Consider the following 25,848-nt stretch of genomic DNA (forward strand, 5'->3'; position numbering starts at 1 on the left):
CGGACTAGGCTCTGGCCCCGTGGTGCGAAAAGACGGCAGGAACGACGACCAGCTCCGCGAGGTGCGGATCACCCGTGGCTTCCAGCAGTGGCCGGCGGGCTCCGTGCTGATCGAGTTCGGCGACACCAAGGTGCTGTGCGCCGCCAGCGTCACCGAGGGCGTGCCCCGGTGGCGGGCCGGATCCGGGCTCGGCTGGGTCACCGCCGAGTACGCCATGTTGCCGTCGGCGACCCATTCGCGCGGCGACCGCGAGTCCGTCAAGGGCCGGATAGGCGGGCGGACCCACGAGATCAGCAGGCTCATCGGCCGCTCGCTGCGGTCGTGCATCGACCTCGCCGCGCTCGGCGAGAACACGATCATGATCGACTGCGACGTGATCCAGGCCGACGGCGGCACGCGGACGGCGGCGATCACGGGTGGTTACGTTGCGCTGGCCGACGCGATCACCTGGCTCGGTGCGGCGGGCAGGCTCGCCGACCCGAAGCCGTTGTCCGCCACGGTGTCGGCGGTCAGCGTCGGCGTCGTCGACGGGCGCGTGCGGCTCGACCTGCCGTACGAGGAGGACTCGCGCGCGGAGGTCGACATGAACGTCGTCGCCACCGACGCGGGCACGCTCATCGAGGTGCAGGGCACCGGCGAGGGCGCCACGTTCACCCGGTCCACTCTGGACAAGATGCTGGATCTCGCGCAGGCCGGCTGTGCCGAGCTGGCTCGCAAGCAGGCCGAGGCGCTCGCGGAGCCCTATCCCGGCGAGCTGCCCGAACCGGCTCCCATGGACAAGAAGTCGAAGGGATCCAAGTGAGCCGGCGGATCCTCCTCGCCACACGCAACGCGAAGAAGCTCGAGGAGCTCCGGCGCATCCTGCTCAAGCGCGGCCTGGGTGAGGTCGAGGTGCTGGGGTTGTCCGATGTGGACGAATTTCCCGAGGCGCCGGAGACCGGTGCGACGTTCGAGGAGAACGCGCTGGCCAAGGCGCACGATGCCGCGAAGGCCACCGGGCTGCCCGCGATCGCCGACGATTCGGGGCTGAGCGTGGACGCGCTGGGCGGCATGCCGGGCGTGCTCTCCGCCCGGTGGGCCGGCAGGCACGGCGACGACCAGGCCAACCTCGAGCTGGTGCTCAACCAGCTGCGCGACACCCCCGACGAGCGGCGCGGCGCCTCGTTCGTCTGCGCGGCCGCGTTCGTGGTGCCCGACGAGCAGGAGGTCGTGGTGCGCGGCGAGTGGCCGGGCACGATCATCCGGGAGCCGCGGGGTACCAACGGGTTCGGCTACGACCCCATTTTCGTGCCGGAGGGGGAGAGCCGGACCTCGGCGGAGCTCGACCCGGCGGAGAAGGACTCGTCGTCGCATCGCGGCCGTGCGCTGCGCGCGCTGCTGCCGTATCTGTGGGAGTTCGCCCAGACGCGCTGAGCGCGTGCCCGCCGTGGCTTCCGCTCAGCCGCAGCGAGAAGCCAAGCCGGAAGCCCGGCGGGAGCCGCTACAGCCACGGCCCCAGCGCCGGGGCGGTCGAGGTGCGGCCGGTGAGCCAGCGGGCGAGATCCGGCCCGTGCCCCTGCGCGAGCCGGGCGGCGAGCGTGTCCTCGACCAGCGCGTGCACGAAATCCCCGGGCAGATCGGCGAAGTCCACGCCGACGCCGAGGTCGACGGTGTGCACGGCGGCCTCCACGGCCCGCATCCACGGGATCTCGGTCGCCGGGATGGTGCGGCCCTGCCGTGTGGTGATCTCGTTCCGCCACGCGGCGTCCGGCAGTGCGTCGAGGTCGGCGGCGAGCGCCGCGGCGGAGCCGTGCACGAGTTCCCTCAGCCGCTCCGGCGGCAGCGTGGCGCCCTGCTCGATCTCCGCGTTGCGATGGTCCACGCTCGGATACATCGGGTTCTCCACGCCGGTGCGCGCCCAGCTGACCAGCCTGCGCAGCGCCTCGGCGTTGAAGTGGACGTGCGCGACGAGGTGCCGCCGCGTCCACCCGGGCAGCGCGCTCGGCGCGTCGAAATCGGCCTCACTCAGGCTGTCCACGGTGCGCAGCAGAAGCGCGGTGCTCTCGTCCATCCACGTTCTGGTGGCCGTGGTGGCGCGGCTGGTCGTCATCCCCTCGTCGCTCCTTTGCGTCGATGGCAGGATCTCGCTCAGGCGCTCAGGTCGAGCTCCCGGAGCAGCTTCGCGACGTGCCCGGTGGCGCGCACGTTGTACATCGCCTTGGCGATCGTGCCCTCCGGATCGACGATGAACGTCGACCGGATGACACCCTGCACCACGCGTCCGTAGTTCTTCTTCTCGCCGAACGCGCCGTAGGCGGTGAGCACGGTCTTGTCCGGGTCCGAGAGCAGCGGGAAGGTCAGGCCTTCCTTCGCGGCGAACTTCGCCAGCTTCTCCGGCTTGTCCGGAGAGATGCCGAGGACTTGGTAGCCCGCGTCATCCAGTTCGGCGAGGTTGTCGCGGAAGTCGCAGGCTTGCTTGGTGCAGCCGGGCGTGCCCGCGGCGGGGTAGAAGTACACGACGACGGAGCGGCCCCGGAAGTCGGCGAGGGAGACCTCGTTGCCCTCGCTGTCGGTCAAGGTGAACTCGGGTGCCTTGTCTCCGGGTGCCAGCCGCTTCTGCTCGGTCATGCCGTGAGCCTAACCGGCGGCGGCCCCGGCTCACACCGTGCCGGTGTAGATCGCGCGCGCCGGCGTCGAGGTGTCCGGCCGCACCGTGAGCCGTACCGGGCTGGTGGTGGCCGGGACGACGAAGGCGAAGGAGAGACGCACGATCTCGCCCGGCGGCAGGTCCCGGTCGGCGTCGACGATGCCGTTGAAACCCTGGGTCGGGTCCACCACCTGCGTGGCGGCCCGGTCGTCGGCGGTCGCGCTGACGCTGAGCCCGGAGAGGCGGTAGGGCTGGCCGGACTCGTTGTACACGACCACGCTGAACGCCGCGGCCCGCTCGGCGCGCGGGTAGGCCGACTCGCTCGGCCGGAACGGCTTGGGGCCCGAGACGGTGACGACGAGGCCGGAGTCGAAGCGGTAGTCGGTGCCGAACTCGATCACCGAGCCCGGTGCCGAGCCGGCGTTGCGCGGCGCCGTCGTGGTCTGCACCGTCGTGGAAGCCGCCGGGCCGGTGCTCTCGGCGCCCGAGGTGGCGCACGAGGTCAGTGCCAGTAGCGCGCAGACGGCCAGCGCAGGCCTCCGCATTCGCACGCCGCCACTCCTTTGCTCCGCCCGCGAGGAGCTGGTGCTCCATTCGGTGGCGGCACCCTGCCGCCTCGATCCACTGTGGCGACGCGAGTGGCGCGCTGCCACCGGCGCCACGGGGTTGAGGCGGACCTGGTGTAGGGCCGTGTCCTGTCCGTGACCAGAGTCGTACACGTAGTGAGCGCAGTCACTGACCGCGCTCAGAGCGCGAGCGCGAACAGCAGGATGAATACCGCGAGCGTGGCGAGCCACCCCACGATCAGCCAGCCCCAGTCCCGCCACGGGTCGACGAGGCGGTTGTCCTCGCCGGGAACGTAGACGCCGCGCATCTCGAACCAGTCGGCGAGCAGTCCCGGCCAGCGCAGCGGGTTGCGTGCGGACATGCCGTCTCTCCCTCCCGGTGTGCGCAGGCTGTGCGACCGACGTTACTGCACGTCCAACGCGGCTGACAGGACAGTCAAGGCGACATATCAATCGGACATTCATCGTTCACCCGGGCGGCCCGGCGTGCTTACGCTCCCGGCCACAAGCTGGGCGGGGTCTGTGCCGCCCACCGAGCGAACGTGCCCGGTAGGTCCGCCGGTCCGCCGCCCTTCATTCACGGGATGACGGGAGGCGGAGTGATGCGAGCGTCGAGAATCCGGCGGTGCGCTGTCTGCCTGAGCGTGACGGCATTGGTGGTGACCGCGTGCGGTAACGGCGGCGACGGAGAAGGCGGCGGTGGTGGCGGTGACCAGGGCGGAGCGCTGCAGCTCGGCTATGTCCTGCCCGAGACGGGTCAGCTGGCCTACCTGGGGCCACCGCAGATCCAGTCCGCGAAGTTCGCGATCAAGACGATCAACGACGCCGGCGGGGTACGGGGCCAGCAGGTCCCCGAGATCACCGGCGCCGACGAGGGCGGCCAGGAGGCCGTCGCCGTGCAGTCCGCGGACCGCGTGCTCGCCAGGGGACCGGACGCGATCATCGGTGCGGCGGCATCGGGCATGTCGCTGGCCTTCATCGACAACGTGACCGGCTCCGGGGTGGTGCAGTGCTCCGGGTCGAACACGGCCCCGACGTTCACCAACTACGACGACGGCGGCTTCTACTTCCGCACCGCCCCGAGCGACGCCCTGCAGGGGCCGGTGCTCGGCAAGGTGATCCGGGAGGACGGGCACAACCGCGTGGCGCTCGTCGCCCGCGCCGACGACTATGGGCGCGGCCTGATGGAGTCCACCAGGCGGGCGCTCGAGCAAGCAGGCGCCACCGTGGTGCTGGCGCAGACCTACGACCCCGAGGCGACCAACTTCCAGCAGCTCGTGCAGCAGATCCGCAACGCGCGGCCGGACGCGGCTGCGGTGATCGCGTTCGAGGAGGGCACCCAGATCCTGCAGTCGATGATCGAGGCGGGTGTCGGGCCGCGGCAGATCGGCGTGTACGGCGCCGACGGGCTGCGCAGCGAGGAGCTGGCGTCGCTCGTGTCGCCCGGCGACCCCAGCGTCATCAGCGGCATGAAGGGCACCGCGCCGGCGTCGGCGGCGAACCAGGAGTACATCCGCCAGCTCCGGCAGTTCGCCCCGGACCTGCGGGAACTGCAGTTCGCGCCGCAGGTGTACGACTGCGTGATGATCATCGCGCTGGCCGCGCACAAGGCCAACTCGACCGATCCCGCCGCCTTCGCGAGGGAGATCAACGGGATCACGAAGGACGGGCAGAAGTGCACGTCGTTCCGGCAGTGCAAGGACCTGCTCAACCAGAACCGCGATATCGACTACGACGGCGTGAGCGGGCCGCTCGACTTCATCGAGCAGGGTGAGCCGGGCCAGGCGACGATCGAGGTGTACACCTACGACCGGTCCGGCGCGCTGCGGACCGTGCGCACCGAGCTCAGCCGAGGTCAGGGCTGACGAGGTGGCCGGGCCGCCTTCCCCGTACTCGCGGGGGAGGCGGCCCGGTGTGTCACCGGGCGCGCGCGAGGGTGCCGAGATACAGCTCGATCACCTTCGGATCGTGCAGCAGCTCCAGGCCGGTGCCGGTGTAGGCGTTACGGCCCTGGTCGAGCACGTAGCCCCGGTCGCAGATCTGCAGGCACCGGCGTGCGTTCTGTTCGACCATCAGGATCGCCACGCCCGTCGCGTTGATCTCCTTGACGCGGTCGAACACCTGGTCCTGGTACTTCGGGGAGAGCCCCGCCGACGGCTCGTCGAGCAGCAACACCTCGGGCTCCATCATCAACGCCCGCCCCATGCCGAGCATCTGCCGCTCGCCGCCGGACATCGAGTTCGCCTTCTGCTGCTTACGCTCCGCCAGCACGGGGAAGAGCTCCTCGATCACGGCCACACGTTCGGCGAAGGCCTTGGGCCGCAGGTACGTGCCCATCCGGAGGTTCTCCTCGACGGTGAGTGTCGGGAAGACGTTCTGCCGCTGCGGCACGTACCCGATGCCGCGCGACACGAGGACGTGCGCGGGCTTGTTGGTGACGTCCTCGCCACGCAACCGCACGCTGCCGCTGCGTACCCGCAACAGCCCGAAGATCGCCTTGACCAGCGTCGACTTGCCCGCGCCGTTGGGGCCGATCACGCCGACGACCTCGCCGGGCGCCAGGTGGAGCCCGCAGCCGCCGAGCACGTCGACCCCCGGCACATAGCCGGCGACCAGGTCCTCGGCGACCAGCAGCGGCGCGTCCGCCTCATCGGGCATCGTCCTCACCTCCCGCTTCGTCGTGCCGGCTGCCGAGATAGGCGTCGATCACGGCGGGGTTCTCCGCGACCGCGCGCGGCGGGCCCTCGGCGACGATCCGGCCCTCGGCCATGCACACCACCCAGTCGCTGATGCCCATCACCACGTCCATGTCGTGCTCGACGAAGCACACCGTGAGCCCCTCGTCGCGCAGGTCGGTGATGTGCCCGAGCAACGACTGCGTCAGCGCGGGGTTGACCCCCGCCATGGGCTCGTCCAGCAGCACCATCGTGGGATGCACCATCAACGCCCGCGCCATCTCCAGCAGCTTGCGCTGGCCGCCGGAGAGTGTTCCGGCGTACTCGGTGCGCATCCGGTCGAGGCGGAAGCGCTCCAGCAGTTCGTCGGCGCGGCGCTCGATGTCGCGCTCCTGGCGCAGCCACAGCGGCGGCAGCAGGGCGGACAGGAGCCGCTCGCCGCGCTGACCGGTGGCGGCGAGCTTCATGTTGTCGAGCACGGTCAGCCGCGAGAGTGTCCGGGTGAGCTGGAAGGTGCGGACCAGCCCCTGGCGGGCGAGCCGGTGCGCCGCGCGGCCCGTCACCGGCGTCCCGTCGAAGCTCCACCTGCCGCGGTCGGCGCGGTCGAAACCGCTGAGCACGTTGAACAGCGTGCTCTTGCCCGCCCCGTTGGGGCCGATCAGCGAGGTGATGGTGCCGCGCTGGATCTCGAGGTGCTCGACGTCGACGGCGACGAGGCCGCCGAACGCGCGGACGAGGTCGTCGACGACCAGCACCGGGTCGGGTTTGGCGACGCCCGGCTCGGGCGGCAGGGTGGCGGGGTCAGCGGACATCGACCAGCATCTCCCTCCGGCTGCCGAGGATGCCCTGCGGGCGGAACACCATGAGCAGCATCAGCCCGAGACCGACCAGGGCGAACCGCACGGCGCCGACCTCGGGCGCGCCGATGACGGACGCCGGGATGACGCCGGCCTCGATGGCCTGCCGCAGCAGGCTGTCGAAGAAGGTCAGGATGGCCCAGAACAGGATCGCGCCGATGATCGGCCCGAACACGCGTCCGGCGCCGCCGAGCACCAGCAGGGTGTAAAGGAAGAACGTCACGACGGGGTCGTAGCTGTCCGGGTTCACCGACTGGTTCTGGATCGCCAGCATCATGCCCGCCATGGAGCCGATCGCCCCGCCGATGACGAGGCTCTGCATCTTGTAGGCGTACACGCTCTTGCCCAGGCTGCGCACCGCGTCCTCGTCCTCCCGGATGGCGCGCAGCACCCGGCCCCACGGGCTGTGCACGAGCAGCGCGACAAGCAGTGTCATCAGCAGCACCATCGCCCACGCCACCGTCAGTGCCCACAGATCCAGCGCGGTGTAGCGGACGAGCCAGAAGCCGTAGACATCGCGGGGGATGGGGTTGACGTCGTAGAACTCGTCGGCGAACTGTTGCAGGCCGAACACGCCGCCGGTGACCGGCTCGGCCCAGCTCGACCGGTAGAACAGCCGCAGGATCTCGCCCGCGGCGATCGTGGCGATGGCCAGGTACTCCGCGCGCAGCCGCAGGGTCGGCAGCCCCAGCAGCAGTGCCAGGACGATGGACGAGCCGAGTCCGATGAGGACCCCCACCCACAGCGGCAGGCCGTAGGTGGCGACCGACGCGGCCACGCCGTAGGCGCCGACGAGCATGAACGCCACCTGGCCGAAGTTCAGCAGCCCGGTGTAGCCGAAGTGCAGGTTGAGGCCGATCGCCGCCAGCGCGTACACCGCGGCGACCGGCCCGATACCGGAGCGGATCGCGTCGGAGAGGATGATCTGCCAGTCCACTGTGCACCACCTAGCCGACGCGTTCCCGCTGCCCGAGGATCCCCTGTGGACGGATCAGCAGGACGACGATGAGCGCGAGGAGGGCCCACGCGTTCTGCAGATCGATGGGGAACCACAGACTGGACACCTGCGCGACGATGCCGATGACGAAGCTGCCGACCATCGCCCCGTAGGCCGACCCGAGCCCGCCGAGGATGATGCCGGCGAACATGAGCAGCAACAGCCGGAACCCCATGTCCCACGTGATGATCTCGGACAGTCCGAAGAAGATCCCACCCAGTGCGGCCAGCGCGCCCCCAAGCACCCAGACCACCAGCACGACCCGGTGCACGTCGATACCGGACGCCTCGGCGAGGTCGGGGTTGCTCGACAGTGCCCGGATGGCGGTGCCGGTGCGGGTCTTCTGCAGCATGAGTGCCACGCCCACCAGGACGAGCACGGACACGACGACGATGGTCAGATCCCGCGGGGTGATGCCGATCGGCCCGAGTTCCAGCGCCTGCTGGATGTCGTATTCGCGGTAGGACTGCGGCCGGGTGCCGAAGAATACGAGCACGACGTGCCGCAACAGCAACGACAACCCGATCGTCACGATGAACATGTTGATGAGCCCGGTGCCTCGGTCGCGCAACGGCCGCCACAGTCCGCGTTCGGCGACCCCGCCGAGCAACGCGCCCGCGACGATCGCCACGACTGCCGCAGGAATGAGGTGCCAGCCGGGTCCGCCCGCCGCGACGTTGAGGAAGAACGCCAGCACGGCGCCGATCGTCACCAATTCGCCGTGGGCGAAGTTGATCAGATGCGTGGTGCCGAAGACGAGCGAGAGGCCCACCGCGGTGATCGCGATGATCGCTCCGAATTGGATACCGTCGACGAACGACTGCAGTGCGCGCTCGGCGAAGCCGGGACCCGGCGCGACCTCGCCGCCCTGGGCCATCGCTGACGCGAGCAAGAGTTGAACACGCACAGCCACCTCGCCGCGGGTTCGACCTGGGATTATCGAGTTTAGGCGCACACGAGGCGCGGCAACATCGCCGTGCACAATCGTTACGCGGCGTGCCGGGCGCGCCGTGCAGGGATCCAGGTGCGGCCGGCAGGCCATGTTGGCGTCCGGCCAACGGCGTGTGTCTGCCGTTCGTGTCGCTGTGTCTGCCGTCTGTGTCGCCGTGTCGCCCGCTCGCGTAGCCGTGTCGCCCGTTCGCGGCGGCGGGGCGTCAGAGCGTGGAGTGGTAGCGCCGGTGCAGCGCGCGGATCTCGTCCGCGAGCTCCTCGGCCGGACCGGCTACCTCGATACCGGGGACGACCTCCCGGATCGGCAGCGGTCGCACCGGCGGTGGTGGCACGCCCAGTTCGCTCAGCCACGCGGCCAGCTGCTCCGACGACGCGGCGTACACGATGCGCCCGAGCCCTACCCAGCCGTGCGCGGCCGCGCACATCGGACAGTGCTCGCCCGAGGTGAAGACCGTGGCCGCCGCCCGCTGCGCGGGTGACAGGTTCTCGGCCGCCCAGCGCGCCAGCGCGAACTCGGGGTGACGGGTCCGGTCGCCACCGGCGACGCGGTTGTGATCCTCGGCGAGTACGGTGCCGTCCGCGCCGACGAGCAGCGAGCCGAACGGTTCGTCACCCGCCTCCAGCGCCGCCCTGGCGAGCTCCACACACCGTCGCAGGTGCCGCAGTTCCGCCTCGCTCACGCCCGTCTCCATGTCACCATGGTGACTGGTCATCGGCGGGAAGGAGAGGCTTCGTGGCGTTCACCGACGACGAGGTCGAGTACCTGCGCTCGCATGGCATGGGCCGGCTCGCCACTGTCTCCCCGGACGGCCAGCCCGACGTCGTCCCGGTCGCGGTGGAATTCGACGGCCGCTTCTTCTGGATCGGCGGTGGCGGCACGGTCACCGCCACCCGCAAGTTCCGCAACGTGGCCGCCGGTGGGCACAAGGTCGCGCTGGTCGTCGACGACATGGTGTCGTTCGACCCGTTCATCGCACGCGGGATCCGGATCTACGGTCACGCCGAGCAGCCCTTCCACCGCGAGGGAATGGTCGGTCCGGGCGTCTACCTGCGGATCACCCCGCTGGTGTCCTGGAGCTGGAACATGGCGGGCGAGCCCGTCGGCGAGGAGTGGTACGAAGCGCGGCGCACGGTTCACCAGCCGGAGGACTGACCGACCGAGCGCTCTGACACGTGGGCGACCGCCGCGGCGCGCTCGCCGCTCCGGTTGGGCTCTGCCGCGTGCCCCCTCATCATGGGTGGAGAACACTCGTCACCAACCCGGCCGACGGAGGCAACGTATGGCGAGGCAGCACCCGACGTCCGCGCTCGTCGAACCGTGGCCGGCGCTCGCGGTCGACGAGTGGACCGACACCCGGGACACACTGCACATGTGGACCCAGATCGTCGGCAAGATCCGGATGGCCAAAGCGCCGATGGTCAACCACTGGTGGCAGGTGCCGCTGTACGTGTCGCCGCGCGGGCTCACTACCTCGTCGATTCCGCACGGCGACCGGCTGTTCGATCTGGAGTTCGATTTCGTCGAGCACCGATTGTGCGTGCGCTCCAGCAGCGGGGAGCAGCGCGAGGTCGCGTTGGAGCCGAAGGCGGTGGCCACGTTCTACCGGGAAGTGCTGGCCACGCTGGCGGACCTGGACCTCGATGTGTCCATTATGGGCAGCCCGGTCGAGGTGGAACGCGCGATCCCGTTCGCCGAGGACACCGAGCATGCCTCGTACGACGCCGGCCACGCGCGGCGGTTCTGGGGACAGCTGATGGCCGCCTACCGTGTCTTGAGCCGGTTTCGCGCGGACTTCCTCGGCAAGAGCAGCCCGGTGCACTTCTTCTGGGGAGCGATGGACCTCGCGTGCACGCGGTTTTCCGGGCGAACGGCTCCCGAGCACCCCGGCGGGGCGCCGAACTGCGCGGACTGGGTGATGGTCGAGGGCTATTCCCACGAGCTCGCGAGTTTCGGCTTCTGGCCCGGCGGCAGCACCGAGGGCACCTTCTACGCCTACGCCTACCCGGAGCCCGACGGGTACGCCCGTCACCCGGTGCGGCCGGATGCCGCGTACTACGACCCTGGCGCCCACGAGTTCTTCCTCCCCTACGAGGCCGTGCGGAAGGCGGACGACCCGGATGCCACGCTGCTGGAGTTCTTCCGGACGACCTACGAGGCCGCCGCCGACAACGCCGGCTGGGACCGCGAGGCGCTGGAGGTGCGGCCGCACGCCGGCGCCGCGACACGGTAGCCCGGCGCCGTGACGCGCGGCGGAACGTGCGCGTCGACCTGGGCGCCGTGGTCGTGCGCCACGGTGACGGGAACGGCAGACACGTCGACGGGAACGCCAGACACGTCGAGGTCGTCGACTCTGGTGGGCCCGGTGGGACTCGAACCCACACTGGCACGGACCTAAACCGTGTGCCTCTGCCAATTGGGCTACGGGCCCGACAGCCTGCAGCCTAGCGTCCGCCCCGCACGCCGCTCACCGGACCGGCTCAGCGGGCACGGCCCCACCGGCCACCGCGGCCCCACCGGGCACCGCACCACGGCCGGACGCGCAGCTCGACCGGCCGCCGCGGGTGCGGCTCCTCGGCGTGGCCTGTGCGGTGCGGGTTTGCCAGGTGATCTACCGTGACAGCCTGCGCTCAAGCATTCAGCGAGGGAGGACACGTGGCTCGCGATCCGGAGACCATCGAACGCGACATCGAGAAGGCGAGGGAGGCTCTGGCCTCCACTCTCGACCAGCTCAGCACGAAGGCCAGCCCCAAGCGGCTCGCCGACTCCGCCAAGACGAGCCTGCGGGCGAAGCTCGACGAGCCCAAGGTGAAGTTGCCGCTGATCGGCGCGGGGGTGCTGGTCGCGGTGTTGTTGGTGCGCAAGCTGGTGCGCTGACGGTGGCTCAGCCGGCGGCGCTCGCCGATCCTGCCGCTCCCGGCAGGCCGCCGAGTGCCCCGGCCGCCGTGGCCGCGTACCGGGCCTCGGTCCGCTGACCCGTGCCGCCGGCCTGGGGGCTGGTGGTCTCGTCCTTCGCCGGTGCGGCCTCGGGGGTCTTGCTGAGTTCCTTGCGAGGCACGCCGCGCTTGGGCGTGGTCTCCTGGTCGGCCGTCGTGTCCTTGGCCGGCTTCGTCTCGGCGGCCTCGGCAGGTGCGGGCGACGTGGCAGCCGACTCCGGCTCGGCAGCCTCGGCATCCGGTTCCGATTTGGCGGCCGGCTCCCCCTTGCCGGTCTCGTCGGCCTTCTCCGCCGTGCCGGCCGGGGCGGGCTTATCCGCCGTGCCCTCGGCGTCCTGCTGCGTTGCCTGCTCCTCCTCGCCGGTCTCGTCGGTCGCCTCCGGACGCGCGAGCCGGGCGGCCATGTACACCGACGTGAACTCGAGCGCGCTGCCGTTGAGCAGGTGTACGACCGTCGGGTTCTCCCCCTCGGGCGCGAGCTTCTCGACAAGCTGGTCGGCGCGGTCGCGAGCGGCGATGATGCCCGGCGCCTTCCCGCTGAGCTCCTTGCCCATGCCGGTGACGGTGACCGTGTAGTCCTCGTCGTCCTGCACGTACACCGCGGTGATCGCTTGCACCACTAGTCCTCACCCCTCTCCCGACGGCACGTCCCACCTTGGAAGACAACACTGCCGCCGTCTTATGACGCCAACCGGCGAACTACCCGATCGGGTGGTCCAGTCGACGCTGTTGAGATTCTGTTACGGAATGGTGCATTCAGCAATACGACAAAGTGTCACGTACTACTGAGCGTGAGAACCCTCTCAGTGGTGGCTACGCAGTGTTGACTTTCGCTCCCGCGGAGTGCACCCTCACCGGCCCGCGAGCCGCTCCAGGCCGCCCCAGAGCAGATTCATGGCGTACTCGGTGACGATGCCGGGCGTGATGTCCTCGCGGTGCTCGCACCAGATCGCCAGCCGTTCGCACCCGCCGACGACGAACTCCGCGGCCGCCTGGATGCCGTCGACGTCCGAGGCGTCGAAGTAGCCGCTCATGAGCGTGGCGATGAGGTCGGTCTGCTGCCGGCGGGTGGTCTCGATCTCGTCGGCCGCGGACGTTCCGATGAGGGTCATCTCGTGGCGAACCAGCGACCAGGCCTGTCTGCGCTCACGGATGAAGAGGAAGAACGCGTGCAGCCCGCGCCGCAGGGCCTCTTCGGCGGTCGGTGCGCCCACGACGGCCTGCTCGGTCACCTGCCGGAGCTCTGTTCGCGCCTGCTGGATGCACGCGAGGAGCAGGCCCTCCTTGGAGTTGAAGTACTCGTAGAGCATCGGCTTCGAGACGCCGACGCGCTCGGCGATCTCGTCCATGGAGGCCGCGGTGTAGCCGCGTTCGGAGAAGACGGCCTCGGCGACCTCGATCATCTGCCGCTCCCGCTGGGCGCGCGGCATGCGCTTACGCCGGGCGGGGGTCTTTGCAGTCGGGCTCACTCCCGCTACTCTACCGCAAGTAACCTACTTCCGGTAAGATGGACTCCGGGTAACAGGAACTGCGGCTTGGAGGCACGCATGGGCAACCGCACCGAGGCGGGCGTCGTCATCGTCGGAACGGGCTTCTCCGGGCTGGGCATGGCGATCCAGCTCCGCAAGGAGGGCCGCGACGACTTCGTGATCCTCGAGAAGGCCGACGACGTCGGCGGCACGTGGCGCGACAACACCTATCCCGGGTGCGCCTGCGACATCCAGTCGCACATGTACTCCTACTCGTTCGAGCAGAACCCCGGCTGGTCCCGCGCGTTCTCCCCGCAGCCGGAGATCCACGAGTACCTGCGCGGCGTCGCGCGGAAGTACGACCTGTATCGCTTCGTCCGATTCGGACAGGAGATGACCGGCGCCCGCTGGGACGCCGACGAGCAGCGCTGGCACGTCACCACCGCCGGCGGTGACGAGTTCGTCGGCCGGTTCCTGGTCGCGGGTGTCGGCGCGCTGCACATCCCGCAGATTCCGCAGCTGCCCGGCATCGACCGCTTCGAGGGCAGGGCGTTCCACTCCGCCGAGTGGGATCACGACTACGACCTGCGCGGCAAGAAGGTGGCGGTGATCGGCACCGGCGCGAGCGCGGTCCAGTTCGTGCCGCAGATCGCGAAGGACGTCTCGCGGCTGACGTTGTTCCAGCGCACGCCGCCGTGGATCATGCCCAAGCCCGACCACCCCATGCCGGAGTGGGCGAAGCGGCTGTTCGCCCGCGTTCCCGGCGTGCAGCGGCTCTACCGTGACCTGCTCTACTGGATGCTCGAGCTGCGCGCGGTGGGCTTCAACGGCAACCCGCGCATCATGAAGGTCGCGCAGAAGGTGGCCGAGCGTCACCTCGCCAAGCAGGTGCGCGATCCCGAGCTGCGGGCGAAGCTGACGCCCGACTATGTCATGGGCTGCAAGCGCGTGCTGATCAGCAACGACTACTACCCGGCGCTGGCCAGGGACAACGTCGACGTGGTGACTGACGGGATCGCCGAGGTCACCGCGCACGGTGTCATCGACAAGGCCGGCGTGGAGCACGAGGCCGACGCGATCATCTACGGCACCGGCTTCCACGTCACCGACGCGTTCGACGACCTGCACATCATCGGTTCCGAGGGTCGTGACCTCGGCAAGCTGTGGGCCACCGAGGGCATGCAGACCCACAAGGGCATCACGGTCGCGGGCTTTCCCAACCTGTTCTTCCTGCTCGGCCCCAACACCGGGCTCGGCCACAACTCCGTGGTGTTCATGATCGAGCAGCAGATCCGCTACATCGCCGAGGCGATCTCGTTCGCCGAGTCGCGGTCGGCGGGCGCCATCGAGGTGCGCCCGGAGGTGCAGGCGCAGTTCAACGCCGACATCCAGCGCAAGCTCGAGCGCGGGATCTGGACCCAGGGCGGCTGCAAGAGCTGGTATCTCGACGCCCAGGGCGTCAACCGCACGATCTGGCCCGGGTTCACCTGGCGTTACTGGATGCAGACCCGCAAGCTCGAGCCGAGCGACTTCGCCCTCACCCGGTAGCGGGGCCCACGGGATCCCGCCCGCGGGTGCCGCGGGCGGACAACCCGCGCAGGCGGGCGACGAGCTCCTGGGTGTCGACCCCGCACAGCTCGGCCATCCGCTCCAGGGCGGCGTGGTCGAGCTGGACCTCGCGGGCGCTCGTCTGCTCCAGCATCCCCGCGGCCCAGCGTCGTAGCGGCCCGAGATCGGGGCTGTCGTCCGCGGCCACCAGGGCCAGGTTCACCCGCACCTGTCCGGGCTCGTCGCCGAACACCCGCCGGTGGACGCGCGCGAGCAGCTGGTGTGGCAGCTCGTCCATGGCCAGGCACAGCTCCACGAGCCGCACCACCGAGCACTGGCGGGTGCCCAGCTCGTAGGTGGCGAGCGTCTGCAACGAGATCTCACTCTGCAGGCGCTCGTTCAGATCTCTGCGCGTCCAGCCGCGCCGCTTGCGAAGTTTGCGCAGTTCGTCCCCCAACGCCCGTTGATAGGCGTCCCCGTCGATCAGCACGTCACGTCCCCTGCTCGCATCACGTGTGATGCCGTGCGCCGGTGACCCCGGCGCGGCGCATGTGTCCTTCACGGGAGTGAAAGGCACGTGACCGGCTTGGCTGACGCGGGTGACGGGGAAAGTCGGACCAGAGACCGTGGAACTACTCCGTTCGAGCTACCGATTTCACCTGGTTGGGCTCACCCGTTCCTCAGTTCACGCACGTGACGCCGTCGGCCTTGATCGGTGCGTCGCCGGTCGGCTCCTGCTGGGCCGCCGGCTGCACGGACCGGGGCTGCTGCACCATGGCGGGCTCGGTGGACCCGGCGACGTCCGCCGGCGGCTCGTAGTCCGGACCGAGCAGGACCCGCACGTGTCCGGAGGGCACGGCCGGATCCGTCTCGACGTCCACACCGCCAATGGCCTCCGCCACTTGCTCGCCCGAGGCCTCCTCGCCTTCGGCGACCTGCACCACCGTCGTCGACCGCGGGTCGGTGTTGCCCACCTCGCCCTGGCCGTAGCCCTTGCCGGTGAGCGACTCCGACACGCTTCCGGCCAGCCCGGTGATGGACGAGCCGTTGAGAACGTCGACCGTGATCTCGCCGGGTGCGGGCGCCGCCGCCTGCTCGTCCGGCTGCTTCTCCGCGGGCTTGCCCGCCAGCCGCTCGACGAACGCACGCACCTCGTCGGGGTCGATGTCGATCGCCATGCCGTCCTCGGGCGTCTCGTACTCGGTGTCGGCCACCGGAATCGTCTGGAACTGGATCTGGCCGCCGCTGAGGCCCTGCAGCTGCTGGGCGAAGCCGAGCAGGTCCCAGCCCTGGTTGACCACCACGGACTTCTGCACCGCGCCGATCAGGCTGTTCAGCTTGGCCGGGTCGGCCAGCGTGCCCGCCGAGAGCACCTTGCGGGCGAGGCCGGCCATGAAGACCTGCTGACGCACCACGCGGTCGAGGTCCCCACGCAGCAGCCCGTGCCGCTGCCGGACGAACGCCAGCGCGTCGAAGCCGGAGATCGTCTGGCGTCCCGCCTCGAAGTCGGCACCGGAGTAGGAGTCCTCGACCGGCTGCTTGAGGCACACGTCGACGCCGCCGATCGCCTTGGTGATGTCGTAGAACCCGAGCAGGTTGATCGAGGCGTAGTTGTCGATGCCGGCGCCGGTCAGCTGCTCGACCGTCTCGACCAGCGTCTTGGCGCCCTCCTGATTGCTGCGGACCTCGAGCTCCTTGGGGTCGGTGACGCCCTCCTCCTCGAGCTTGCGCTTGGCCTCGAACTTCGCGCGCGCGTACGCTGAGTTGATCTTGTGCTTGCCGAAACCCGGGATGTCGACATACGAGTCACGAGGCAGCGACACGGCGACGGCCTTGCTGCCGTCGTTGGGGATCCGGACGAAGATCAGCGTGTCGGTGTTGAGCTCGCCGTCCGAGACGCCGGCCCGCAGCTTGGCGAGCATCTCCTCCGACAGCGGGTTGCCCTGGGCGTCGGTGCGGCTGTCCATGCCGACCAGCAGGATGTCGCGCGCGCCGTCGGCGGGCAGATCCTCCTGGTTGTCGATGACGTCGGCCATGGTGAGCCCGCTGACCAGGCCCTGCATCGCGGCCCACGCGTAGCCGGTCAGCGTCATCACGAGTGCCGACACCACGGCCAGGGCGATCTTCGCGCCTCGCCGAGGGCGGTGCCGCGGTGGCGGCTCCGGTGGCCTGCGCCGGCGCGGCGGGGGAGTGCGGTCCGGGCCGGACCCGGGGCGCCGCCGCTGCGGGGGAGGTGGCGCCGTCCTGCGCGGCGCGGACCTGCCGCCCCGTGCCGGTGGCTGGGATGGCGGGGATGGCGGGGATGGCACGGCCCTGCCGTCGGCGCGCTGCTCCCACGGCCTCGCGCGACCTCGGCCTCGCGGGGAGTTCCGCGGCGGGTGATCCACGCCAACGGCTCCTTTCGTCGACAGTTCCGGTCGTCTCGTGAGACGTCCGAGCGCGGACGTGGGTTGTCGTAGGGTGGCACACCGGCACCGTGCTGTGGTCGAAACCACCGGCGCGTCGCCCGGCTACGTCGCGTAACTCGCCGTGGTGCGAGCGGACCACACGGTAGCCAGCGCCGCCGCGACGGCCAGCAACCCCGTCCCGGCGTAGACGACCACACCGAGTGCGAAGGTGCTGGGGCCCGACGTCGCCGACAGCAGCGGCGGGACGCAGGCCAGCGCCGTGAGCAGCCACGTCCTGGGGGCGTGGCTGTCGCCCGTGCGCACCGTGTGCAGCAGGGACATCCCGAGCAGCAGGTGCACCAGGCTCTGGATCGGGTCCAGCGGCAACCCCGGCAGCGTGGTGTCTCCCATTCCGCCGAAGCTCGTCACGGCGAAACCGAACACACCCACAGTGGAGTACCCGATTCCGGCGACCGTAGCCGCGTGTGCGAGCACCCGATCGAGTCGTCCCGGCAGCTCACGCCAGGCAGGTGGCGGCGGAGGGCGGTGGCCGACGTGCCGTTCGAACCACCAGAAGACCACGACGGCCGGTCCGGTGAGCATGGTCACCGCCACCACGACCCGCAGGCTGCCGGACGGTAGCAGCTCGGGCACGTAGACGGCGGCCACGAGCAGCAGCATCACCGCGAGAAAGCCCAGGTAGAGGCTCATCGGAGCCCGCGAGGCGTACCCGGCGGCGCGGCGGATGCCCTCGTGCGCGGCCACGCGCGTCAGCGGTGTGCGCAGCAGGCCGAGCACGCCCAGCTGCACCAGGCCGAGCGCGAGGACGGGCAGGACCGGCCCTGCCAGCGGGGGTGGTGCGCCGGCCGTGCCGAGCAGGGTCAGCGGGACGCGGCCGCTCGCCACGCCTGCGACCAGCACCGCTGCACCCGCCCCGGCGACCACCGCGGCCGGCGCCCACGACCGCCTGCCCGGGCGGTCGGCGTGGGCGAAGGCCAGCTGCTGCGCGAGCAGGGCCAGCGCCACGACCGCGGTGCCGTCCAGCACCGGGGAGGCGTGCCGGTCGGCGGCGAGCAGGAGCAGGCCGAGCGTCCCGAGGAGCAGCAGCGCGACGGCGATCGGAGCGCGCCGGTGCAGCGTGTGCATCGCCGGGGTGGCCACCGTCGTCAGGACGTACACGCCGAGCAGCCACAGCGGGTGCAGCGCGATCCGCACGACGACCTCGACGGTCGCCTCGGGGATCGTGAGCAGTTCCAGCGCGGTGGGCATCGCGAAGGCGACCACGGCGAAGACCAGGGCCATCCGCAGCAGCCAGCTCGTGCGGTGGGCGAGGTACTCGCGATAGCCGCCGCCCGCGCGGCGCACCCGGAGCCAGCCGTCGAGGTTGGAGTGGCCGCCCGCGAAGAAGAAGACGAAGGCCAGCTGCGCCATCCACGTCAGCGGCCACAGCCAGTGCTCGCCGGCCCCGGCCCAGCGGGCCAGGGCCACGGCCGATTCGCCGAGCACGAGCGTCGCGATCGCGGCGACCCCCAGCAACGTCCAGCGGCCCGCCGGCGCGGGCGGGGAGGGCAGCACGGTGCGGGCGATCCGGGGCCGGGCGCGCCGGGCGACCAGCCAGCCCTTCAACCGGAACGACAGCAGGAATCCGATCACGGCGACGCCCGCCAGCATGGGCACGATCGGCTCGCCGACCGGTGGCCCCCAGCGCTGGTGCCAGGAGTTCACGACCAGGCCCGCCGAGTAGACCGATGCCACCGCCTCGCACGCACTCGCCGAGTCCTGGGGGTTGTGCGCGCAGGCGGCGTGCATGTCCGCCGAGAGCCGGTCGTCGAGGGCCTCGCGCACCTCGGGGCCGAGCGGGTGCCCCTTCTTCTCGGCGTACCGCAGCAGGTCGTAGCCGAGGTCGTGGGAGCGGCACGCCGTGCCGAAGTCCCAGCGCGTGTCGTCGTCGCCCCACGGGGTCGAGCAGCCGCCGTCGACGTGCACGGCCCGCACCGTGCCGTCGAGCGCGGCGGCCTGTCCGGGCACGACGCCCGTGACCTCGGTGAAGTCGGCGGGCAGCAGCCGCAGTGCGTCCGGCTCGGGCCCCGGCGTGAGCAGCGCGTCGATGGCCCGCTGCGCGGCGGCGACGTCCCCCCGCGGCGGGCCGAGGTCGGGTGTCGCCTCGGACCGGGAGGCCAGGAATCCGAATCCGACGACGGCCAGCATCAGCAGCAACACCCAGGCCGAGGTCCCGAGACGACGGCGCCCGCGGCGTGGCGCGGGCGCGTGTTCCTCGGTCCGTTCGGTCATGGGTCCCCAGGGTTGCAGCACGGACTCCGGGCGGACATCCGGGTAGCCCCCGGATGTTCGGTGGGGCACAGGCTACTGGTCGGGCCGCGCCGCGAAGCGCACCTGGTTCCGGCCGTGTTCCTTCGCCTCGTACACGGCGGCGTCGGCGGCCTGCATGAGGCCGTCGAGCGTGGCGGCGTGGTCCGGGTAGACGGCGACGCCGATGGAGGTCGTGCGTTCGGTGATGGTGGTCTGGGCGCCGCGTTTGTCGGTGGTGTCGATGTGCAGGGCCGCGATCGTCCGCCGGATGCGTTCCGCGGCGACCTCCGCGGCCGGGCCGTCGGCGTCGGGCAGGAGCACGAGGAATTCCTCGCCGCCGAACCGCCCGACGATGTCGGCCGGCCGGGTGACATCGCGCAGCGCCGCGGCGATCGAGGCGAGCACGTCGTCACCGGCCGGATGGCCGAAGGTGTCATTGATCCACTTGAAGTAGTCGAGGTCGATCATGAGCACGGCCAGCCGGCCCTCGGCGCGGTGCACCCGGCTCAGCGCCCGTTGCGCCGATTCCGACCAGCCGCGCATGTTCAAAAGCCCAGTCTTGGGGTCGGTGACGACGTCGTCCTGCAGCTGGTCGAGCTCGGCGAGCCGGTTGAAGACGACGGTCACCACGGCCATGATCGCGACGGTCGGCGGCATGGTGACGAGCAGGACCGCGGTGACGGCGCCGAGTCCGGTGGTGATCGCCTCCAGCAGGTTGTCGGCCTTGCTGCCGAGCACGCCGCGCACGGTGGGATGCGGCTCGCTCAGCGCGAGAATGCCGCCGACGTAGATCACCTGCACGCCCTCGTACACCGCTGCCGCGACGAGCACGAGCGCGAACTCCCGCAGTGAGCTCAGCGCGGTGATGTCGTGCCAGTCGACCGGATCCAGCGCGACGTAGACGACATTCGCCAGCGCCGCCGCCAGACTGTGCGAAATGGACGAGTAGACGAAGTTGTGTGCCGGGCGGCGGGCCGTGAACCAGCGTTGGACCCGGATCACCACCACGACCAGCACGGCGAGTGTCGCCGGAAGTACCAGCACGGCGGGGAAGACCCACACCGCGATCAGGTCGATGAGGACGGTCTTGGACCGGTTGCGCCTGCGTTCCTCCTGGCGCTGGGTGAGTTGGATATGGACGGTCGCACCCGCGGTGAGAATGCCGAACTCGAGCCAATCCGAGGCGGTCGGCGTCGCCGCACCCGAGAACGCGACGACGAAGCCGGCGATCGACACCAGCTCCATCAGGATCAGGAACGCGATGAACTTCCGGGGCCTGCGCCACAGAGCCCAGTTCCGCGGCAACCTGGCCGACCGGCGTCCCTCGCGGGGCCGTCCGGCCGTGGGCGCGGCACCGGCGTCCGGCGGCGTGGAGTGCTCCGTCCGGCCGGAGCCGGGTGCACCCGTGCGCCGATGGCCACCTGGCGTCGGAGGGGCAGGTGGCGGCCGATCCCGAGGCGTGAGCGGCACTCGCCAAACCTCCCCAAGCTGTTCGTCCTGGTAGTGAAGTCCCCTCTGCCGAGGCTGCGCGGCAAGGGAACTCGCTGCCACACCAGGTATCATCCCACCACGCCGGAACCGTTGCGGAGGCGAGGACGCCGGGTTCCGGGCGATGAGGCCGTCCGGGCCTCGGTTCGAGGCGATCGGAGGTGTTCTCCCTTGTCTGGCCGTGACTTCTGATCTAGAACAAACACATGTTGGTTGTTTCCGCTCGCAATGGAGGTGCAGGCATGGCCGGCCGCGATTTCTGATGTTCCGGGTACATGAACTCTGTTGGTACCGCACGTAAAGGAGGCAAAACCGTGACCGGTCGTGATTTCTGAAACACGCTGTGTCGAGCCGAGTGGATTCGTTCCCGCCGTCGCCGAGGAGGTGCACCGTGGCAGGCCGTGACTTCTGAGTCGTCCTCCCATTGCCGTCGTCGAGAAGCAGTCGACCGAACAGAGAGGTATACACCGATGACCGGTCGTGATTTCTGAGTTCGCTCGAGCGAACGTGAGTACATCGTCACGCAGGATTCGTTTTCGTGTTCGTGAAGGAGGGACGACATGCGGTTCGGCCGGGACTTCTGATTTTCCTCATCCGTTTTCCGAGACAGCCGGCTCATGCCGGACGCGTGCCCACGAGACCGCGACCGGCACGGTGAGCACCACACCCGCGAGTCCGGCGAGCGCGATCGCCGAAGTGGCGGATCCGACCACCTCCGCCAGCACACCGCCGATCGCGACACCGATGCCCTGAGCGACCCGGAGCCCGGTGCGGTACAGACCTCCCGCACCACCACGCAGGTCGTTCGGCACCCACGTGATGAAGGTGGCACCCACCGTGATGATGTAGGCGCCCGCGGCACCGGCCAGCGCGAGCACGACGAGGGCGACCGGCAGGCTCGGCTCCAGTGCGAACAGCACGAGCACGGCACTCGCCGCGATCGCCAGGACGCCGAGATAGCGGCGCCGTCCCTCCGCTGAGACGAACCGGGACAGCAGGAACGCGCCGACGATGAACCCCACGGGGTCGGCGGCGAGCAACCAGCCGACGGCTTCGTCCGGCGCCCCGATCTGGTGGGCGAGCGGAGCCGCGAGTCCTTCGGGCACCACCGCGAGGCCGACGAGCCACGAGAACGCGAGCAGCACTCGCAGCCTGCGCCGGGCGAACACCCAGCGCGTCGCGCGGAACCACGGGTCCTCCGGATCCCCTGCTGCGGGGCGGCGGTGCACGCGGACACGGACGACCACGGCGGTCACGACGAACGTCACCGCGTCGATCGCCAGCGCCCAGGACGTGCCGAACGCCGTCACGAGCAGGCCGCCGCCCGCGAGCCCGCCCAGCATCGCGATGTTCGTGGTGATGCCACGCAGATCCTGGCTGCGGAGGTAGACGTCGTCGTCGGTGAACACCTCGCGCGTGAGCGCGTTCTGCGCGGCGTTGACCGGAGCGCCGACCAGCCGCACCAGCACCACGAGCACGCACAGCAGCGCGAGCGGAGTTCCCGGGATCGCCATGCCGCCGACGAGCACCGCCTGCAGCAGCGCGCACGTGACCAGCACGGTCCGCCGGGGGAACCGGTCGGCGATCTGCGCGAGACCGAGGCCGCCCGCCAGCGCGGGCAGGAACGTCAAGGCGTAGACCACCGCCGACCACAGCGCCGAACCGGTGCGGTGGAACACCATGATCGACAGCGCCACGGTGGTGAGGTGATCGCCCGCGACCGACTGCATCTCCGCGAGCCAGAGCGCACGGAACTCCCGGTTGCGGATCGCCATGCTCATCCGCGGAGCCGTGCCGGTACTCACGCGTGTCACCTTGTGTTCGTTCGACTACTCCCCGTTCGGGACAACGGTAAGTATCCCCTCCGCTACGCGCAGGGGAACAGGAAACGTTGCCCGGATCGGACCAACGGCTGTGCGGCTTGGGCCGTTCGTCCGCCTACCAAAGTACGGGTGAACGGAACGTGACCACGGCCGCCGTGGGGTCAGCGCGGCAGTTACCCGCGGCCTATCACCTGGTGCGCGCTCGGCGCCGTCCGGACACCGTTGGGCGAGCCGTCCGCCTCGATGGCGCCATCGGGGCGAAAGACTGGAGGCAGCCGGTGAGGTCGGGGACCGGGCTCGCGCCGGTGCCGGCGGTTGGGAGGGACGACGATGGACAGGCTGCTCGACGGCAAGGCCGTGGTGGTGACAGGTGCGGGGCGGGGTCTCGGGGAGGCCTTCGCCGTGCACGCGGCGCGAGCGGGCGCCGCCGTGGTGGTGAACGACATCGACGCCGAGCTCGCCGAGGCGACCGCGGCGAACATCCGGGCACACGAGGGGCGCGCGGTGGCCAGCGGGCACGACGTCGCGGACCCGGACCAGGCGAAGGCGATCATCGAGCTGTGCGCGGGGGAGTTCGGCTCCGTCGACGGGCTGGTGAACAACGCGGGGCTCAACTACGAGGCGCTGCCGTGGCAGGACGACCCGGCGCGGGTGCGGGCCCTCATCGAGACCAACGTGCTCGGTGTCGTCTACACCGGGATGGCCGCGGCCCAGGCCATGATCGAGCACGGCCGTGGCGGCTCGATCGTCAACATCTCGTCCGGGGCGTCGCTGGGCCAGCGCAAGCTCGGTGCCTACGCGGCCAGCAAGGGCGCCGTCGCGTCGCTGACCTACTCCTGGGCACTGGACATGGAGGAGGCCGGCATCCGGGTCAATGCCGTCTGCCCGCTCGCGCACACCCGGATGGTGTGGAAGTCGGAACGCTCCCTGCGCAACTGCCCGCCGGACCGCACGCCGGGCCGGATCGCGCCACTGGTGCTGTTCCTGCTCGGTGACGGCTCGCGGGGCATCACCGGGCAGCTGGTCCGGTGCAACGGCCCGCAGCTGCACATCGTCGGCCAGCCGTATCTCAAGCAGCCGATCCTCGAACGCGACGTGTGGGACTCCGACAGCGTGCAGCGCGCGTTCGACGAGGTCTTCAGCGCCCACCTCGAGCCGTACGGGCTCGAGAAGCGGGTGCCGCCGCGGCTGCGCAAGTGGATGGAGGGTGCGCCGCTGCGCAGCGCCTGAGCGGCTGCGCAGCGGCGCCCGGCCGAGCGCCCCTCCGCGTACCGGCTCACACCTCGTAGAGGGCGTTGATGTCGGCGCCGTAGCGCTCGGTGATGACCCGGCGCTTGAGTTTCAACGTCGGGGTCAGCTCGCCCGACTCCGGGCTCCACGCGGTGGTGAGCACGCGATACCGCTTCACCTGCTCCACCCGTGCGAGCCGGTCGTTGGCGGCCTGCACGGCACGGTCGATCTCGGCCCGGACCTCGGGGTGCTCGGCGAGCGTGGCGACGTCGGCGGCCTCGATGCCCTTCGCGGACGCCCACGCGGGGGCGATCTCGTCGTCGAGCACGATCAGCGCGGTGACGTACGGCCTGCTGTCCCCGATCGCGACCGCCTGCCCGATGAGCGGATGCTCCTTGAGCAGCCCCTCGATCCGGGTCGGGGCGATGTTCTTGCCGCCGGCGGTGATGATGAGTTCCTTCTTGCGGTCGGTGATCGAGACGAAGCCGTCCTCGTCGATCGTGCCGATGTCGCCGGTCGCGAACCAGCCGTCGGTGTCCGTCGCCGGTTCGATCGAGCCGTCCTCCTGGAGGTAACCGAGGAAGACGATCGGCCCGCGGACGAGGAGCTCTCCGTCGTCCGCAAGGCGCACCTCGACGTCGGCGATCGGGCGGCCGACGGTGCCCGCCTTGAACGCGGACGCGCAGTTGGACGTCGCGGCGCCGGTGGTCTCGGACAGGCCCCACACCTCCTGGATCTCGATGCCGAGCCCGGCGATGAAGTACAGCACCTCGACGGGCAGTGCGGCGGCACCGCTGGAGGCGAGGACGATCTGGTCGAGGCCCAGCAGCTGACGGACCGGCGCGAGGACAGTGCGGTCGGCCTCCTCGATCTTCGCCGCGAGGTCGGCGGGCACCTCCTGGCCCGTGCTGCGCAGTTTGTAGCCCTGCTGCAGCAGCTCGTTGGCCTGTACCAGGGCGGTGCGCTTCTCCTCGGGCACGCCGGCGAGCATGTTCTTCAGGCCGGCCGCCATCTTCTCCCACACGCGTGGCACGCCGAAGAACATCTGCGGGCGGACCCGGCCGAGCGCGGTGATGATGTCGGCCGGATCGTCGAGCGTGTGCACGTGCCCGGCGTGGACGATCGGCAGGTAGATCGACAGCACGCGCTCGGCGATGTGCGCCAACGGCAGGTAGGCGATGTTGGTGAGGTGCTTCGGCGCGTTGTGCAGCGTCTGCATCGCCACCGCCTCGTGGACGGCGTTGCGGTGGGAGACCACGACGCCCTTCGGCACGCCGGTGGTGCCCGAGGTGTAGATCATGGCAAGTGGGTCGTCCGGGCGGATCTCCGCGATGCCGCGCTCGAACGCGTGCGGTTCGGCCGCGTGCAGGACGGCTCCGCGTTCGAGCACGTCGGCGTAGCTGACGAACCGCTCGTCGCCGTCCGGCATGGCGGCGGCGTCGAACATGACGATCCGCTCCAGGTTCGGCATTCCGTCGAGCACCGGCTGCCAGCGGGCGAGTTCGTCCGGGCCGGCGAGCACGGCGATCGGAGCCGCGCTGTGGTTGACGACGTAGGAGACCTGCTCGCTGCTCAGGGTCGAGTACGCCGTGCAGGGGATGGCGGCCAAGCTCGCCGCGGCGAGATCGGCGATCAGATGCTCGGGACGGCTGGGCGCCATGATGATCATGCGCTGGCCCGCGCGCAGCCCGAGGTCGGCGAGCCCGCGGGAGAACGCGGCGACCTGCTCGCACAGCTCGGCCCAGGTGAGTGTCGGTGCGCCCTCGACGTCAAGTGACGTGATCGCGGGGAGGCCACCGAACTCGGCGGCGTTGCGCCGCAGGAGTGCGGGGATCGTGGCGGTCGTCGGGTCCACCGCCGGTTCCTGCGCGGACGGTGAGGACGTGGGTGCGGGTGATGACACGGATGGCGACGACAACTCTGTCCTCCTCGGCCTGACCTTCTGCGGATGCCTCACCCTATGTGGTCCGCGTCACGCGCAACAGGT

25 protein-coding genes and 1 tRNA gene are annotated in these 25,848 nt (G+C 70.4%); 8 read left to right on the forward strand and 18 right to left on the reverse strand.

Annotated elements, in window-relative coordinates; translation table 11 throughout:
* Nucleotides 1-19: 19 nt before the first annotated feature.
* Together rph and rdgB are read left to right on the forward strand one after the other, a co-directional pair.
* Nucleotides 20-802 (forward strand): ribonuclease PH, encoded by a 783-nt coding sequence (gene rph / locus ACFSZT_RS12350; protein WP_377394378.1) that lies wholly within the window; start codon nt 20-22, stop codon nt 800-802.
* The gene (gene rdgB / locus ACFSZT_RS12355; protein ID WP_377394376.1) at nt 799-1,413 is read left to right on the forward strand and encodes an RdgB/HAM1 family non-canonical purine NTP pyrophosphatase; all 615 of its coding nucleotides are present in this window, start codon (nt 799-801) and stop codon (nt 1,411-1,413) included. Before rph ends, rdgB begins: the two co-directional genes overlap by 4 nt.
* A gap of 67 nt (nt 1,414-1,480) precedes the next feature.
* On the opposite strand, the gene ACFSZT_RS12360 is transcribed toward rdgB, so the two are convergent.
* From ACFSZT_RS12360 to ACFSZT_RS12375, 4 genes are all read right to left on the reverse strand, one after another.
* Nucleotides 1,481-2,089, reverse strand: a complete 609-nt coding sequence (locus ACFSZT_RS12360; RefSeq protein ID WP_377394374.1) for a maleylpyruvate isomerase family mycothiol-dependent enzyme — start codon at nt 2,087-2,089, stop codon at nt 1,481-1,483.
* Between the two features lie 38 nt (nt 2,090-2,127).
* Nucleotides 2,128-2,607, reverse strand: a complete 480-nt coding sequence (bcp, locus tag ACFSZT_RS12365; protein ID WP_377394372.1) for a thioredoxin-dependent thiol peroxidase — start codon at nt 2,605-2,607, stop codon at nt 2,128-2,130.
* Between the two features lie 30 nt (nt 2,608-2,637).
* On the reverse strand, nt 2,638-3,171 hold the full coding sequence (locus tag ACFSZT_RS12370; RefSeq protein ID WP_377394567.1) for a hypothetical protein: 534 nt from the start codon (nt 3,169-3,171) through the stop codon (nt 2,638-2,640).
* A gap of 200 nt (nt 3,172-3,371) precedes the next feature.
* A complete protein-coding gene (locus tag ACFSZT_RS12375) occupies nt 3,372-3,554 on the reverse strand; it encodes a hypothetical protein (RefSeq protein WP_377394370.1) in 183 nt (60 codons plus the stop codon).
* A gap of 240 nt (nt 3,555-3,794) precedes the next feature.
* Between ACFSZT_RS12375 and ACFSZT_RS12380 the strand changes: the two genes are divergently transcribed.
* Nucleotides 3,795-5,057: an ABC transporter substrate-binding protein gene (locus tag ACFSZT_RS12380; protein WP_377394368.1), complete on the forward strand. Its 1,263-nt coding sequence runs from the start codon at nt 3,795-3,797 to the stop codon at nt 5,055-5,057.
* Nucleotides 5,058-5,109: 52 nt separating this feature from the next.
* Here the strand turns inward: ACFSZT_RS12380 and ACFSZT_RS12385 are convergent, their stop codons facing one another.
* The 5 genes from ACFSZT_RS12385 to ACFSZT_RS12405 all read right to left on the reverse strand — a co-directional run bounded on the left by ACFSZT_RS12385 (nt 5,110) and on the right by ACFSZT_RS12405 (nt 9,364).
* Nucleotides 5,110-5,850 (reverse strand): ABC transporter ATP-binding protein, encoded by a 741-nt coding sequence (locus tag ACFSZT_RS12385; protein WP_377394366.1) that lies wholly within the window; start codon nt 5,848-5,850, stop codon nt 5,110-5,112.
* Nucleotides 5,840-6,679 (reverse strand): ABC transporter ATP-binding protein, encoded by an 840-nt coding sequence (locus ACFSZT_RS12390; protein ID WP_377394364.1) that lies wholly within the window; start codon nt 6,677-6,679, stop codon nt 5,840-5,842. Before ACFSZT_RS12390 ends, ACFSZT_RS12385 begins: the two co-directional genes overlap by 11 nt.
* Nucleotides 6,669-7,661, reverse strand: coding sequence for a branched-chain amino acid ABC transporter permease (locus tag ACFSZT_RS12395; protein WP_377394362.1), 993 nt, complete (start codon nt 7,659-7,661; stop codon nt 6,669-6,671). The genes ACFSZT_RS12390 and ACFSZT_RS12395 overlap by 11 nt, the downstream gene beginning before the upstream one ends.
* 10 nt (nt 7,662-7,671) lie before the next feature.
* Nucleotides 7,672-8,628 (reverse strand): branched-chain amino acid ABC transporter permease, encoded by a 957-nt coding sequence (locus ACFSZT_RS12400; protein WP_377394360.1) that lies wholly within the window; start codon nt 8,626-8,628, stop codon nt 7,672-7,674.
* Between the two features lie 247 nt (nt 8,629-8,875).
* Nucleotides 8,876-9,364: a nucleoside deaminase gene (locus tag ACFSZT_RS12405; protein WP_377394358.1), complete on the reverse strand. Its 489-nt coding sequence runs from the start codon at nt 9,362-9,364 to the stop codon at nt 8,876-8,878.
* A gap of 41 nt (nt 9,365-9,405) precedes the next feature.
* Between ACFSZT_RS12405 and ACFSZT_RS12410 the strand changes: the two genes are divergently transcribed.
* Together ACFSZT_RS12410 and ACFSZT_RS12415 are read left to right on the forward strand one after the other, a co-directional pair.
* Complete coding sequence (locus tag ACFSZT_RS12410) at nt 9,406-9,825, forward strand: PPOX class F420-dependent oxidoreductase (RefSeq protein WP_377394356.1); 420 nt, start codon at nt 9,406-9,408, stop codon at nt 9,823-9,825.
* A gap of 127 nt (nt 9,826-9,952) precedes the next feature.
* Nucleotides 9,953-10,903 carry a DUF5996 family protein gene (locus ACFSZT_RS12415; RefSeq protein WP_377394354.1) on the forward strand — a complete coding sequence of 317 codons (951 nt, stop codon included), beginning with the start codon at nt 9,953-9,955 and terminating at the stop codon, nt 10,901-10,903.
* A gap of 121 nt (nt 10,904-11,024) precedes the next feature.
* On the opposite strand, the gene ACFSZT_RS12420 is transcribed toward ACFSZT_RS12415, so the two are convergent.
* Nucleotides 11,025-11,101: transfer RNA gene (locus tag ACFSZT_RS12420), tRNA-Leu, on the reverse strand.
* A 224-nt stretch (nt 11,102-11,325) separates the two neighbouring features.
* Here ACFSZT_RS12420 and ACFSZT_RS12425 point away from each other — a divergent pair.
* A complete protein-coding gene (locus ACFSZT_RS12425; RefSeq protein ID WP_377394352.1) occupies nt 11,326-11,547 on the forward strand; it encodes a DUF3618 domain-containing protein in 222 nt (73 codons plus the stop codon).
* A gap of 7 nt (nt 11,548-11,554) precedes the next feature.
* Here the strand turns inward: ACFSZT_RS12425 and ACFSZT_RS12430 are convergent, their stop codons facing one another.
* Both ACFSZT_RS12430 and ACFSZT_RS12435 read right to left on the reverse strand, forming a co-directional pair.
* Nucleotides 11,555-12,223 (reverse strand): hypothetical protein, encoded by a 669-nt coding sequence (locus ACFSZT_RS12430; protein WP_377394350.1) that lies wholly within the window; start codon nt 12,221-12,223, stop codon nt 11,555-11,557.
* 234 nt (nt 12,224-12,457) lie between these two features.
* Nucleotides 12,458-13,075, reverse strand: a complete 618-nt coding sequence (locus ACFSZT_RS12435; RefSeq protein ID WP_377394348.1) for a TetR/AcrR family transcriptional regulator — start codon at nt 13,073-13,075, stop codon at nt 12,458-12,460.
* A 78-nt stretch (nt 13,076-13,153) separates the two neighbouring features.
* On the opposite strand from ACFSZT_RS12435, the gene ACFSZT_RS12440 reads away from it, so the two are divergent.
* Nucleotides 13,154-14,623: a flavin-containing monooxygenase gene (locus tag ACFSZT_RS12440; RefSeq protein WP_377394346.1), complete on the forward strand. Its 1,470-nt coding sequence runs from the start codon at nt 13,154-13,156 to the stop codon at nt 14,621-14,623.
* On the opposite strand, the gene ACFSZT_RS12445 is transcribed toward ACFSZT_RS12440, so the two are convergent.
* The 5 genes from ACFSZT_RS12445 to ACFSZT_RS12465 form a co-directional block, all read right to left on the reverse strand.
* Nucleotides 14,613-15,113, reverse strand: a complete 501-nt coding sequence (locus tag ACFSZT_RS12445; RefSeq protein WP_377394344.1) for a helix-turn-helix transcriptional regulator — start codon at nt 15,111-15,113, stop codon at nt 14,613-14,615. The genes ACFSZT_RS12440 and ACFSZT_RS12445 overlap by 11 nt on opposite strands.
* A 190-nt stretch (nt 15,114-15,303) precedes the next feature.
* Nucleotides 15,304-17,010, reverse strand: a complete 1,707-nt coding sequence (locus tag ACFSZT_RS12450) for an LCP family protein (protein WP_449301414.1) — start codon at nt 17,008-17,010, stop codon at nt 15,304-15,306.
* A 123-nt stretch (nt 17,011-17,133) separates the two neighbouring features.
* The gene (locus ACFSZT_RS12455; RefSeq protein ID WP_377394340.1) at nt 17,134-19,302 is read right to left on the reverse strand and encodes a phospholipase A2; all 2,169 of its coding nucleotides are present in this window, start codon (nt 19,300-19,302) and stop codon (nt 17,134-17,136) included.
* A 72-nt stretch (nt 19,303-19,374) separates the two neighbouring features.
* A complete protein-coding gene (locus ACFSZT_RS12460; RefSeq protein WP_377394565.1) occupies nt 19,375-20,565 on the reverse strand; it encodes a GGDEF domain-containing protein in 1,191 nt (396 codons plus the stop codon).
* An 833-nt stretch (nt 20,566-21,398) separates the two neighbouring features.
* Complete coding sequence (locus ACFSZT_RS12465; RefSeq protein WP_377394563.1) at nt 21,399-22,589, reverse strand: MFS transporter; 1,191 nt, start codon at nt 22,587-22,589, stop codon at nt 21,399-21,401.
* A gap of 372 nt (nt 22,590-22,961) precedes the next feature.
* On the opposite strand from ACFSZT_RS12465, the gene ACFSZT_RS12470 reads away from it, so the two are divergent.
* Nucleotides 22,962-23,861 carry an SDR family NAD(P)-dependent oxidoreductase gene (locus ACFSZT_RS12470; RefSeq protein WP_377394338.1) on the forward strand — a complete coding sequence of 300 codons (900 nt, stop codon included), beginning with the start codon at nt 22,962-22,964 and terminating at the stop codon, nt 23,859-23,861.
* A 46-nt stretch (nt 23,862-23,907) separates the two neighbouring features.
* Here ACFSZT_RS12470 and ACFSZT_RS12475 read toward each other — a convergent pair whose 3' ends face one another.
* Nucleotides 23,908-25,716 carry an AMP-dependent synthetase/ligase gene (locus tag ACFSZT_RS12475; protein ID WP_377394336.1) on the reverse strand — a complete coding sequence of 603 codons (1,809 nt, stop codon included), beginning with the start codon at nt 25,714-25,716 and terminating at the stop codon, nt 23,908-23,910.
* Between the last annotated feature and the right edge of the window lie 132 nt (nt 25,717-25,848).

Source organism: Prauserella oleivorans (assembly GCF_042685745.1).
GTDB lineage: Bacteria > Actinomycetota > Actinomycetes > Mycobacteriales > Pseudonocardiaceae > Prauserella_A > Prauserella_A oleivorans.